Annotated in this window: 12 protein-coding genes; 9 read left to right on the top strand and 3 right to left on the bottom strand. The window is 46.9% G+C overall.

Going from position 1 to position 13026, the window contains the following annotated elements:
* Together PQQ36_RS19800 and queG are read right to left on the bottom strand one after the other, a co-directional pair.
* A partial coding sequence (locus PQQ36_RS19800) for a hypothetical protein (RefSeq protein ID WP_206626045.1) occupies positions 1-181 on the bottom strand: 181 nt, incomplete at its 3' end.
* A gap of 464 nt (positions 182-645) precedes the next feature.
* Entirely contained in the window at positions 646-1767 is a 1122-nt protein-coding gene (queG, locus tag PQQ36_RS19805) for a tRNA epoxyqueuosine(34) reductase QueG (RefSeq protein ID WP_011079271.1), read from the bottom strand.
* 191 nt (positions 1768-1958) lie between these two features.
* On the opposite strand from queG, the gene tsaE reads away from it, so the two are divergent.
* The 8 genes from tsaE (at position 1959) to hflC (ending at position 11087) form a co-directional block, all read left to right on the top strand.
* A complete protein-coding gene (tsaE, locus tag PQQ36_RS19810) occupies positions 1959-2423 on the top strand; it encodes a tRNA (adenosine(37)-N6)-threonylcarbamoyltransferase complex ATPase subunit type 1 TsaE (RefSeq protein WP_026130582.1) in 465 nt (154 codons plus the stop codon).
* Entirely contained in the window at positions 2417-4135 is a 1719-nt protein-coding gene (locus tag PQQ36_RS19815; protein ID WP_011079273.1) for an N-acetylmuramoyl-L-alanine amidase, read from the top strand. The genes tsaE and PQQ36_RS19815 overlap by 7 nt, the downstream gene beginning before the upstream one ends.
* 8 nt (positions 4136-4143) lie before the next feature.
* Positions 4144-6138 carry a DNA mismatch repair endonuclease MutL gene (gene mutL, locus PQQ36_RS19820; RefSeq protein ID WP_225465556.1) on the top strand — a complete coding sequence of 665 codons (1995 nt, stop codon included), beginning with the start codon at positions 4144-4146 and terminating at the stop codon, positions 6136-6138.
* Positions 6139-6142: 4 nt separating this feature from the next.
* The gene (gene miaA / locus PQQ36_RS19825; protein WP_011079275.1) at positions 6143-7090 is read left to right on the top strand and encodes a tRNA (adenosine(37)-N6)-dimethylallyltransferase MiaA; all 948 of its coding nucleotides are present in this window, start codon (positions 6143-6145) and stop codon (positions 7088-7090) included.
* 177 nt (positions 7091-7267) lie between these two features.
* Positions 7268-7528, top strand: coding sequence for an RNA chaperone Hfq (gene hfq / locus PQQ36_RS19830; protein WP_011079276.1), 261 nt, complete (start codon positions 7268-7270; stop codon positions 7526-7528).
* A gap of 41 nt (positions 7529-7569) precedes the next feature.
* Positions 7570-8859: a ribosome rescue GTPase HflX gene (gene hflX, locus PQQ36_RS19835; protein WP_011079277.1), complete on the top strand. Its 1290-nt coding sequence runs from the start codon at positions 7570-7572 to the stop codon at positions 8857-8859.
* A 45-nt stretch (positions 8860-8904) separates the two neighbouring features.
* Positions 8905-10104: an FtsH protease activity modulator HflK gene (gene hflK, locus PQQ36_RS19840; RefSeq protein ID WP_011079278.1), complete on the top strand. Its 1200-nt coding sequence runs from the start codon at positions 8905-8907 to the stop codon at positions 10102-10104.
* Between the two features lie 2 nt (positions 10105-10106).
* On the top strand, positions 10107-11087 hold the full coding sequence (gene hflC / locus PQQ36_RS19845) for a protease modulator HflC (protein WP_011151327.1): 981 nt from the start codon (positions 10107-10109) through the stop codon (positions 11085-11087).
* Between the two features lie 80 nt (positions 11088-11167).
* On the opposite strand, the gene PQQ36_RS19850 is transcribed toward hflC, so the two are convergent.
* Positions 11168-11353 carry a DUF2065 domain-containing protein gene (locus tag PQQ36_RS19850; protein ID WP_011079280.1) on the bottom strand — a complete coding sequence of 62 codons (186 nt, stop codon included), beginning with the start codon at positions 11351-11353 and terminating at the stop codon, positions 11168-11170.
* 173 nt (positions 11354-11526) lie between these two features.
* Between PQQ36_RS19850 and PQQ36_RS19855 the strand changes: the two genes are divergently transcribed.
* Positions 11527-12843: an adenylosuccinate synthase gene (locus PQQ36_RS19855; RefSeq protein ID WP_013570993.1), complete on the top strand. Its 1317-nt coding sequence runs from the start codon at positions 11527-11529 to the stop codon at positions 12841-12843.
* Positions 12844-13026 lie beyond the last annotated feature (183 nt).

Here is a 13026-nt window from a genome sequence, read left to right on the forward strand (position 1 = left end):
TGGAGCAGCTTGGTAGCTCGTCGGGCTCATAACCCGAAGGTCGTCGGTTCAAATCCGGCCCCCGCAACCAATTTTCGGACGATGACAATTCCTTGTTTTGTGCGAAAGATGCTATCCCGTCATGCAATGAGGCGGTGATCATCACCTTCTGTACTGCTCTTTCAATAATGCTGCGAAGCATGAATCCCTAAAATGAAACCCATGTCCGATACAGATGTTCGGATGTTTTTGTCGTTTCACTTTTCTACCTTAAAAACCACTGTCTCTCTTAGCATAGAAAGATAGGGTGTTTCCCTTGTTCATTAACAGACTTATCCACAGAAAATGAAATGTGGATAACTTGGTTGATAACAATGAGTAGACAACATATTCCTCTTGTCAAGAAAGGATCTTTTTTCGTTTTTACAATTAATGTTTAAATGCGTAAATTTGTATTCATTTGTTTTTAAAGGGTTTTTGTGTTTTTTCTTGATTTTAATGACGTTGCTTTTTGATCATTAAGCTCTGCTTTATTGATCCTAGTCATTGATTGGATATGTGTTTAACTTTTTTTGTCTTCGAGTTTGTAAGTAACTTTGCTAATTTTTTCCACATTTTGAAATTTGAGATGGGAATCAAATATTGCAACGCAAAAATGTGTGGTTGTTATCTTGCATCTCTTGGTAGCCCTTTATCGACGATGCGTATCAGTCTTTGCTTTTTTACATCAAGGGAGAAGTGGCCAGCTTGGGCTGCTTGTTCTTCCAATGCCCAGTTGATGTGTTCATCCAGTAATTCACTCATTCCCTTGCGAGACTCAAGAGCCGTGACGATTTGTGGAGAGAAAGGTGCGTTGCCCATCGCGACGGCAATATTTCTGAGCCATTGCAGATGGCCAATGCGGCGAATCGCGGAGCCTTCCATGTTTTTTAGGAAAGTCGGTTCGTCCCACTGAAACAATGCAATGAGCGAGGCGTTGTTCAAGGGCGATCTCCGGTGGAAGTCACCTTGTTGTGTCAAGTCTGCGTAACGGTTCCAAGGACACACTAATTGGCAGTCATCACAGCCATAAATTCGATTGCCAATTGCTTTACGAAACTCTGGCGCGATGATTCCGTCGTGTTCGATGGTGAGATAAGAAATGCAGCGACGAGCGTCGACAACTTTGTTATCGACAATAGCTTGGGTGGGGCAAGAGGTGATACAGGCTTGGCATTTTCCGCACGCCTCTTCACTGGCTTGGTCTACTGGTAATGGTAAATCAATCAGCAGCTCGCCTAGGAAGAACCATGAACCTGCGTCTTTATCGAGAATGAGCGAATGTTTTCCTGTCCAGCCAAGCCCAGCTTTTTGAGCTAAGGGGCGCTCTAGGATCGGTGCTGAATCAACGAAAGGGCGATAGCCAAATTGACCCACTTCGGCTTCAATTTTTTTTGCGAGGGCAGAAAGCTGCTTGCGCACTAATTTATGATAGTCACGGCCGAGAGCGTAGCGGCTAATATAACCTTGTGTCGGATCCGCGAGATCGGCTGCGAATTGCGCTTGAGGAGGCAGGTAGTTCATACGAACACTGATCACTCTTACGGTTCCTGGTAAGAGTTCGGCTGGACGTGCGCGCATCATGCCATGTCTTGCCATCCAATCCATGCTGCCGTGATAACCTGCGTCGAGCCATTTTTGCAACTGTGCTTCGTGCTCCGTTAAATCAATGTCGCAGATCCCGACTTTTTCAAAGCCGAGTTCTTTTCCCCATTGTTTTATTTGCTGTGCAAGTTGCTGGTAATCCATGGTGACTGCCTGTTCAAAACGGACGCGGATCTTACTGGATCTTCACGTTAGGTTCTAGCACAACCCTCAATCGAGAGCGATTTTTCGTTGAAATGACAATTGGGTGCTTGTCTCTCAAAATGGACACGGTTTACTATTCGTGTTCTTTTGATTTTTATATAGTCAACTTCGATATTCAGAGATACATGATCATGAACGCAAAACAGTTCGAACTGAAAGATGAGCAGGCGACCATACTGCTTGGAACACAACTCGCCCATCTTTGTTCTCAACAGACCACGATTTACTTACACGGTGATCTTGGGGCTGGAAAAACCACTTTTAGCCGTGGTTTTGTAAGAGCGCTTGGTCATGCTGGTAACGTAAAAAGCCCAACCTATACCTTAGTCGAGCCTTATCAGTTAGCCGATTGGCAAGTGTATCATTTTGATCTTTACCGTTTGGCCGATCCTGAAGAGCTCGAATTCATGGGCATTCGCGACTATTTTACCGCGGATGCGATCTGCTTAGTGGAGTGGCCGGAGAAAGGGGAAGGTCTCCTCCCTAAACCGGATCTGGATATTGATATTCGCTATCAAGGTGAACAACGTATTGCTCAGGTAAAAGCAAATAATGACTATGGCCTAAAGCTGCTCAGTAAATTGGAGTTATGTTGAGTTTAAAGCGCATTCAAAAAGCAGCAGTTTGGCTGTCTGCTCTTTACTTTTTGATCCCTTCTTTAGTTTGGGCCAATGTTTTACAAGGCGTGAGGGTATGGCCTTCACCGGATGAAACTCGAGTGGTGGTAGATTTAGCGGACGAAGCAAACTTCAGCTATTTCTCATTGACCAAGCCTGATCGTTTAGTGGTGGATCTGAAAAGTACATCACTCAAAACTAAGCTGCCGATTACCGTCAGTGATAGCCCGGTGCTGTCTCGCATCCGTCAAAGCTCACCGCCAGAGCAAGGCACCTATCGTTTGGTGTTTGAGTTGAAGAAAAGCGCCCCGGCTGAATTGTTCAAGTTGGCGCCAACCCCTGGAGGTGACTACGGGCACCGCTTGGTGATCGACTTACCGCACAAAGCTCGCAGTACAACGACATCGAGCAACAATAATGCGAAACCGCAAACGGTGAATAAGGACATTCAATCTGTTCAACGAGCGGAAGAAATTTTGATCGTGATTGATCCCGGCCATGGGGGTGAAGACCCAGGTTCGATTGGTCCGACGCGTCGCTATGAAAAAAATGCCACATTGAGCATTTCACACAAAATTGCCGCAGAGCTTGACGCGGTTCCTGGTATCAAAACCAAGCTGACGCGTTCTGGGGATTACTTTGTCAACCTCAACCGCCGCGTGGCGATTGCTCGTGAAAACGACGCACACCTGTTGATCTCTGTGCATGCGGATGCTTTTACTTCACCGCAACCACGTGGTGGATCGGTGTTTGTGTTGAATACCCGTCGCGCGAACACGGAAATTGCACGTTGGGTTGAGAATCACGAAAAGCAATCTGAAATCTTGGGTGGTTCAGGCGCGGCGTTTACGAACATCAATGATAAGAACGTCAACCAAACCTTACTGGATTTACAGTTTAGCCACTCGCAGAAAGAGGGCTACAAACTCGCCACAGAGATTTTGTCGGAAATGGGAAAAGTTGCGCAGTTGCATAACAGCCAGCCAATCAACACCAGTTTGGCGGTTTTGCGCTCCCCACAAATCCCTTCAGTACTGGTAGAAACAGGATTTATCTCCAACCCAACCGAGGAAAAACTGCTGTTTCAGCGCGCACACCAAGATAAGCTGGCTAAAGCGATCTCAAAGGCAGTGCTGAAATACCTGAAAGATAATCCACCGGAAGGAACGGTGTTTGCCTCCAGTGCGAAGCCGATTGTTCACACCGTTAAACGGGGTGAGTCGTTAAGTGTGATCGCTGAGCGTTATGGCACTTCAACGCAAACGATCATGAAAGACAATCAGTTAAAATCTTCAACTCTGTCGATTGGTCAAACGTTGAAAATTCACCGTGGTGTGCCCGGACCTAAGGTGATTGCGGCTCAACCGAATACCGTGGAAACCAAGACCATTACCCACAAGGTCAGCAAAGGTGAATTTTTGGGCATGATTGCCGATCGTTACAAGGTATCGGTCGCTGATATTCGTCGAGAGAATAAGCTCAAGTCTGACACCTTATGGGTAGGGCAGAAATTGAGCATCACCGTGAACTTGAAAGATCAACCGATCCGCAAACACACGGTAGCTCGTGGAGAGTTTCTGAGTAAAATTGCAGCCAAGTATGGTGTGAGTGTTTCGAGCATCCGCCAAGCGAACAATTTGCGTTCCGATGAGCTGGCAATTGGGCAGGTATTGATTATTCCAAATAAATAGGCAGAGAGATGACGATCCGGATACTACCAGCGCGTTTGGCGAACCAGATAGCGGCTGGTGAAGTGGTTGAACGCCCCGCTTCTGTGGTCAAAGAGTTAGTGGAAAATAGCCTTGACTCAGGGGCAACTAAGATTGACATCGATATCGAGAAAGGCGGCGCAAAGCTGATTCGTATCCGTGATAACGGCTCTGGTATTGTGAAAGATGAGCTGGGCCTTGCGCTAAGTCGACACGCAACGTCAAAAATCCACACCTTGGACGATCTGGAAGCGATCATGAGTCTTGGGTTTCGTGGAGAAGCGTTAGCCAGTATCAGTTCAGTATCGCGTTTGACCCTTACCTCTCGCCCTGCAACGCAAGAGCAAGCGTGGAGTGCTTATACGGAAGGGCGGGATATGCAGGTAAAACTGCAGCCTACCGCTCACCCGATTGGTACCACCGTTGAAGTGGTCGACCTGTTTTTTAACACCCCCGCCAGACGCAAATTTCTTCGTACTGAGAAAACCGAATTTGCTCATATTGATGAGCTGCTAAAACGGATTGCACTCAGCCGCTTTGATGTGTCGATAACCTTACGCCACAACGGCAAAGTGATCCGCCAATACCGTGCTGCACACAATGATCTTCAGGCAGAAAAACGCTTAGCCACCGTTTGTGGTCAAGCGTTTGTACGTTGCATGCTGAAAATAGAGCTAGAACATCAAGGCCTCAAACTTCACGGTTGGATCACCACGCCAGAAGGGGCTCGCCAGCAAAGTGATCTGCAATATTGTTATGTTAATGGCCGGATGATGCGCGACAAGCTCATCAATCATGCCATTCGCCAAAGCTATGAGACGAGCTTAAAGCCTGAGCAATTTGCCGCTTATGTTCTATTCATTGAGTTGGACCCACATCAAGTTGACGTCAACGTTCATCCGGCCAAACATGAAGTGCGATTCCATCAAGCCCGCTTGGTGCATGATTTTATTTATCAAGCGCTTGCAAGTGCGTTGGCGCAAAGTGACAGTATCGAGCAACCGCAAATCAATGAGTCAGCTTTTCATTATCAAGCCGAGCCAGAAGTTGCTCCACAAGGCAGCTTTCCTGCCGAAAGTAATGAGGTTCCACAAGCGGTTTATCATGCGATTGAAAAAGCGCCAGCCTATCCACGAAAAGCAGGACAAGAGCAACAGTTACAGCCAGTAGCACCTTTGGAAAGCTCGTTTTCTAGTGAACAAGGCCGTGAAGTTTCACCTGCGCCACACAATGAGCGCAAGGCTTGGATGGAGTCACGATCCCCTGCGCGCCATACAACATCTTCAAATCAGAGTGAACGCTATGGCGAGCCAGCACCCAGCAAACAGCAAGTCAAAGCCTATGCTGAGTTACTTCATACCCCGGATTTTCCGTCCCAGAATGTGGAATGTCATCCGTCGCCCTCTATCGCCTCTCCTGTCCAAGAGTTAGGGAAGGCGGTATCTGTGGTGGCGCAACGTTATCTTTTGACGACAACGAAGGCGGGTTGCCAACTGATTTCTCTTGCTCGTGCAGAGTTCTATCGAACCCTTGGGCAACTGAATGGCGATAAAGCGCCATTGAAGTCTCAGCCTTTGTTGGTGCCGCTTTCGCTAAAACTGGAAAAAGGGTTGGTTCATGCCGCGCAAGAGCATCAAGATCGTTTTGCTCGCATGGGGATCCTCTTCAAAATGCGTAATGAGAAAGCCCTGATGGTGATGGGGGTGCCTGCGCCATTAAGGCAACAAAATTTACAACTTCTTATTCCAGATCTGTTATCTTACGCCGCTTCGCAAGCCCAGAAGGAAGAGCAGGCAAAAAATGACACGGCGATGGCGCAGTGGTTGGCGTTGCGTGTGGCAAAAGTGAAAAGCCACTATACACTTTCTGAGGCGATACAAATTATTTCGGAACTCGAACAACTCTGGCAAGAGAAGCTCCCGCTACAGGATTCTCAACTGGTCACGAGTGTCGATTTCTCGGCAACGATTGCACAACTGACATGACACCATGACTGAACAATTACCTTTAGCTCTGTTTTTAATGGGGCCGACAGCATCGGGAAAAACGGAATTAGCAATCCGATTGCGTCAACGATATCCAGTTGAACTTATCAGTGTCGACTCTGCTCTAATTTACAAGGGCATGGATATTGGCACTGCCAAACCTGATGAACGCGAGCAACAACTGGCACCGCATCGTTTGATCGATATTTTAGATCCGACCGAAGCCTATTCTGCGGCTGATTTTCGTCGTGATGCTCTCGCAGCAATGAACGAGATCGTTGCACAAGGCAAAATTCCGCTGCTTGTTGGTGGAACTATGCTGTATTTCAAGGCGTTACTCGAAGGTCTGTCACCACTTCCTGCTGCAAATGCTGAAATACGTCAGCAAATTGAACAAGAAGCATTGACGAAAGGTTGGTCAGTATTGCACGATGAGCTTCAAGAGATTGATCCTGTATCGGCAGCGAGAATACACCCGAATGATCCGCAAAGATTGTCGCGTGCATTGGAAGTTTATCGAATTTCAGGTAAAACTCTTACTGAGCTGACGGAAACGAAAGGGGAAAGTTTACCGTTTCGTGTCAAGCAGTTCGCAATAGCTCCCAAGGAAAGGGCAGAGCTCCATCGTCGTATTGAACTGCGTTTCGATAAAATGATGGAAGCCGGATTTGAACAAGAAATGAGAGCCTTGTATACACGCAAGGATCTTCATCCGGATCTTCCTTCCATTCGATGCGTCGGTTACCGACAGATGTGGGACTATTTAGACGGGAATTGCACTTTAGATGAAGCGATCTATCGTGGTATCTGTGCAACTCGTCAATTGGCCAAGCGACAAATTACCTGGTTGCGCAGCTGGGATAATTTAACTTGGTTGGATAGCGAAAACATTGAACAGTCACTAGAAACTCTCTCAGAAGCCATAGCATCTGATAGAGATAGCTGTGTATAATGTGATCGTTTTTGCGTGAATACACTCTAATAAGGATCAGTTTCTGGTAACTTGCTGTTTAGGCTGCTAGTAACTAAGGGTGTTTTTTGTTCGTTTAGCTCAGATGCAAAGGCATTTTCTTTTGCAGTGCACCACTAGCTAAATAATTACAACTACAAATTAAATAAGGAAAATAAAATGGCTAAGGGGCAATCTCTACAAGACCCATTTCTAAACGCACTCCGTCGTGAGCGTATCCCTGTATCGATTTACCTAGTAAACGGTATCAAGTTGCAAGGTCAGATCGAGTCGTTCGATCAATTTGTGATCCTGCTGAAGAATACAGTAAACCAGATGGTTTATAAGCACGCAATTTCTACTGTGGTTCCTGCTCGTCCAGTGAGTCACCACAGCGGCGAGCGTGGCTCAGATCGTCCAAGCGAGAAATCGGAAGATTAATTTCGTTATCGATCATTTAAACACTTTAAGGAGTTGATTGCTTGTTTGACCGTTATGAATCCGGTGAGCGAGCCGTACTTGTTCATGTCAACTTCACGCAACAAGGCGAGTGGGAAGACCTTGCAGAATGTGAAATGTTGGTTTCTTCCTCAGGGGTAGAAACGTTACAGGTCATTACTGCAAGTCGTCAATCACCACACGCCAAATACTACGTCGGAGAGGGAAAGGCTCAGGAAATTGCTCAAGCTGTGCAATTGACCGGAGCTGAAATCGTGATATTTAATCACGCCCTCTCTCCTGCCCAAGAGCGCAACCTCGAAAGATTGTGTCAGTGTCGAGTCATCGACCGTACCGGTCTGATTCTGGATATTTTCGCCCAACGAGCTCGTACCCACGAAGGTAAACTTCAAGTGGAGTTGGCTCAGCTTCGACATATCTCTACTCGCTTAATTCGCGGTTGGACGCACCTTGAGAGGCAAAAAGGTGGTATTGGCTTGCGTGGACCTGGGGAAACTCAGCTTGAAACAGACCGCCGTTTACTGCGTGAGCGTATTAAAGCGATTTTGCGTCGTCTAGAAAAAGTAGCGAAACAACGTGAGCAAGGGCGCCGTGCCCGAAATCGTGCAGAAATTCCAACCATTTCTTTGGTCGGGTATACCAACGCAGGGAAATCCACCCTGTTTAACCGTATCACTGAAGCTGGGGTTTATGCTGCCGACCAATTGTTTGCGACGTTGGATCCGACTCTGCGTAAGATTGAACTGGCGGATGTAGGGCCAGCCATTTTGGCGGATACGGTCGGATTTATTCGACATCTACCACATGATCTGGTCGCAGCATTTAAAGCAACCTTGCAAGAAACGCAAGAAGCTGACATTTTGTTACATGTTGTTGATGCCAGTGATGAGCGTTTTCGTGAGAATATTCAAGCTGTTCACGTAGTACTAGAAGAAATCAATGCTCACGAGATACCAACGCTCGTGGTGATGAACAAGATAGACAATATGGAAGACCAACGTCCACGTATTGAGCGCGATGATGAAGGGGTACCCCAAGTCGTCTGGCTTTCTGCAATGGATGGTCAAGGTATCGATCTCCTGTTTGAAGCGCTGACGGAACGTTTGGCCTCAAGCATGGTGGAGTGCCAGTTGCGAATCCCTCCACAACATCAAGGACGGTTTCGTAGTACATTCTTCCAGATGAAATGTATTCAACAGGAAGAATATGATCAGGATGGTAACTTGTTGATCGATATTCGAATGCAGCAAGTAGATTGGTCTAGACTTGAAAAAAGAGAAGGGGCAGTTTTGAGTGACTTTATCGTTACTTAAAGGACTGCTACAGTATAACGTCATATCAAATGATGGAGCTTTCTAATGGCGTGGAATGAGCCTGGAAATAACAACGGCAACAATGGCCGCGATAATGACCCTTGGGGTAACAATAATCGTGGTGGTCAGCGTCCGGGAGGACGAGACCAAGGGCCGCCGGATTTGGATGAAGTGTTTAACAAACTGAGTCAAAAGCTGGGTGGTAAGTTTGGCAACAAGGGAGGGCGTGGGCCTTCAATTGGTGGTGGCGGTGCAATTGGCTTTGGTGTCATTGCCGTTATTGCCGTACTTGTCTGGGTTTTCGCAGGCTTCTACACCATTGGTGAAGCGGAGCGTGGCGTGGTGTTACGTCTAGGCAAATACGATCGTATCGTTGATCCTGGTCTAAACTGGCGCCCACGTTTTATTGACGAAGTCACACCTGTGAACGTGCAAGCCATTCGCTCGCTGCGTTCATCCGGTACGATGCTGACTAAAGACGAAAACGTCGTGACGGTTTCGATGGATGTTCAGTACCGTGTTGCGGATCCTTACAAATACCTGTTCCGAGTGACTAACGCTGATGACAGCTTGCGTCAAGCGACAGACTCGGCACTGCGTGCCGTGATCGGCGACTCATTGATGGACAGCATTTTGACCAGTGGTCGTCAGCAAATTCGTCAAAGCACTCAACAGACGCTAAACCAAATCATCGATAGCTATGACATGGGCTTAGTGATTGTGGATGTGAACTTCCAGTCGGCTCGTCCGCCTGAACAAGTAAAAGATGCATTCGATGATGCGATTGCGGCGCGTGAGGATGAAGAGCGTTTCATTCGTGAAGCCGAAGCGTACAAAAATGAAATCTTGCCAAAAGCAACAGGTCGCGCAGAGCGTCTGAAGAAAGAGGCTCAAGGTTACAGTGAACGCACCATCAACGAAGCGTTGGGTCAAGTGGCTCAGTTTGAAAAGCTGTTACCTGAATACCAAGCTGCACCGAAGGTTACGCGTGATCGCCTCTACCTAGATACGATGGAAGAAGTGTATTCAAGCACATCGAAAGTGCTGATTGATTCTGAATCAAGTGGCAACTTACTTTACTTGCCGATTGATAAGTTGGCGGGTCAAGACTCTCAAACGGATACCAAGCGTAAAACGAAATCATCTTCGACTTACGATCAGATCCAATTGGAATCAGAGAGCTCGGCTGACAATACTCAGAACACGCAATCTCGTTCAACAGGTTCACGTCAAGGGAGATACTAAGAATGCGTAAGTTAATGATCCCTGTACTGGTTCTTGTACTTGCAACCCTATTAATGTCGTTGTTTGTCATCCCAGAAGGTGAGCGTGGTATCGTGGTTCGTTTTGGTCGAGTACTCAAAGATACCAATGACGTTACCCGAGTTTACGAACCTGGTTTGCATTTCAAAATGCCGTTGTTTGATCGCGTGAGAACGTTAGATGCACGTATTCAGACAATGGACGGACGTTCAGACCGTTTTGTGACGTCAGAGAAAAAAGACGTCATCATCGATTCGTATGTGAAATGGCGTATTGAAGATTTCGGCCGCTACTATCTTGCAACGGGCGGTGGCAATACGCTAACCGCAGAAGCGTTACTTGAGCGTAAAGTGACCGATATTTTACGTGCAGAAATCGGTGCTCGTGAGATCAAACAGATTGTGTCTGGTCCGCGTAACGGCGATGTGTTGCCAGAAAGCGTGACCAGCGCGGAAGTGAGCACTGAAGCGGCGCGTCAAGCTCTGGAGATCGATGGTGAACGTGACCTGATCATGTCGAATGTATTGAAGGATACGCGTGAAAGTGCCATGAAAGACTTGGGTGTTCGCGTGGTGGACTTCCGTATGAAGAAAATCAATCTTCCGGATGAAATCAGTGAATCTATCTACCGTCGTATGCGTGCAGAGCGTGAGTCAGTTGCGCGTAAGCACCGTTCTCAAGGTCGTGAGAAAGCGGAAGTTATCCGTGCTCAAGCTGAGCTAGAAGTGGCGACTATTCTAGCTGAAGCGGACAAAACAGCGCGTGTCACACGTGGTGAAGCGGATGCTAAAGCAGCGAAGATTTACTCTGATTCTTACAACAAAGATCCTGAGTTCTTTAGCTTCATGCGCTCATTGAAAGCGTATGAGAAGTCATTTGGCACTAAGAGCGATATTCTTGTGTTGGATCCAAAGAGTGAGTTCTTCCAGTATATGAACAACGCAAAAGGCGCCGCAGCAAACTAACACGGTGACCTTGTGTTTTGATGAAAAGGCTCCGTTGGAGCCTTTTTTCTTGTCTAAAACTGGCGTATTAAGGGGTAAATTTAACTCATCATGTAAGCGATAACCGCACCAGCCACGACAAGGCAGCCTCCAATGCGGCGTAACTGATTATCGGGTTGCTCACTTAACTGTGCTACCATATTTCGCCACCCTCTCGGAGCCAGCAATGGCCCCAATCCTTCCACAATCAATACCAGCCCAAGCGCCACCCAAAGTGAGTTCGACATTGCATAAATCCGCAGTGAAAATAAAGTGAAATATTATCAGTGATATGATGGTGGCAAAAGTGGCCGTGCTGAGGAATGACTGAACGGAAGGGATCGCTGTGCACAAAAAATGACTGCAAGATGCGTAATTCGGTGCTAGAATCCTTTTTTAACTATCAATCAGACTTGGAAAGATGGCAAATAACGTAGTCGTTCTGGGCACCCAATGGGGTGACGAAGGTAAAGGTAAAATCGTTGACCTTTTGACTGAAGATGCAAAGTATGTGGTTCGCTACCAAGGCGGTCACAATGCTGGTCATACACTAGTAATCGACGGTGTTAAAACCGTTCTTCACTTAATTCCATCAGGTATCCTACGCGATAACGTAAAATGTGTTATCGGTAACGGTGTAGTACTTTCACCTGAAGCGCTAATTAAAGAAATGAAACCTCTTGAGGAGCGCGGTATTCCAGTTCGCGAACGCCTATTCATTTCTGAAGCTTGTCCTCTCATTCTTCCTTACCATGTTGCTATGGACCAAGCTCGCGAAATTGCTCGCGGTAAAAAAGCTATCGGTACAACAGGTCGTGGTATTGGTCCTGCATACGAAGATAAAGTGGCTCGCCGCGGTCTACGTGTTGGCGACCTATTCGATATGGAAGCGTTTGCAGAAAAACTAAAAGAAGTAATGGAATTCCATAACTTCCAGCTAGTGAACTTCTACAAAGCAGAAGCAGTAAGCTACGAAGAAGTGCTTGAGCAAGCGAAAGGCTATGCTGAGCTACTGACTTCAATGGTGATTGATGTTACTGACGAACTAGATGCAGCACGCAAGCGTGGCGATAAGATCATGTTCGAAGGTGCTCAAGGTACTCTGCTAGATATCGACCACGGTACTTACCCATACGTAACCTCTTCTAACACAACCGCTGGTGGTGTTGCAGCAGGTTCTGGTTTTGGTCCTCGTTACCTTGGCTATATCCTTGGTATCGCAAAAGCTTACTGTACTCGCGTAGGTGCTGGTCCATTCCCGACTGAGCTTTACGATGGTCAAGAAAAGCAAGATCCAGTGGGTAAACACCTAGGTACTGTTGGCCACGAGTTTGGTGCAACAACGGGTCGTCTACGTCGTACTGGTTGGTTTGACGCTGTGGCAATGCGCCGCGCAATCCAAATCAACTCTGTTTCTGGTTTCTGTCTAACCAAACTTGATGTTCTAGATGGTTTGAAAGAACTGAAAATCTGTACTGGTTACCAGATGGAAGACGGTTCTGTTCTAGAAGTTTCTCCAATGGCGGCAGAAGCGTTTGAGAAAGTGACGCCAATCTACGAAACCATGCCTGGTTGGTCTGAGAACACCTTCGGTGCCAAATCTCTAGAAGATCTACCACAAGCGGCGATCAACTACATCAAGCGTATTGAAGAGTTGACTGGCGTGCCAGTAGATATCATCTCTACAGGCCCAGATCGTAACGAAACGATCATTAAGGTTCATCCATTCGAATCTTAATCGCGAACTCAGATGACAACGAAACCGGCCTCTTGGCCGGTTTTTTGTATTCTCTAATGGGAGTCATTTTCCACTGCACTCAAGCTGGTGAAAAACTATACTAGCTATGGCAAGCTATTGCCGATAAGCGGCAATTTTTGTCTAAAGCTAAGCGGTCTTTTGCCGATAATGTTATCAAGCCTG

The sequence above is a fragment of the Vibrio sp. CCUG 15886 genome, from assembly GCF_028570825.1.
In the GTDB taxonomy this organism is placed as follows: domain Bacteria; phylum Pseudomonadota; class Gammaproteobacteria; order Enterobacterales; family Vibrionaceae; genus Vibrio; species Vibrio vulnificus_B.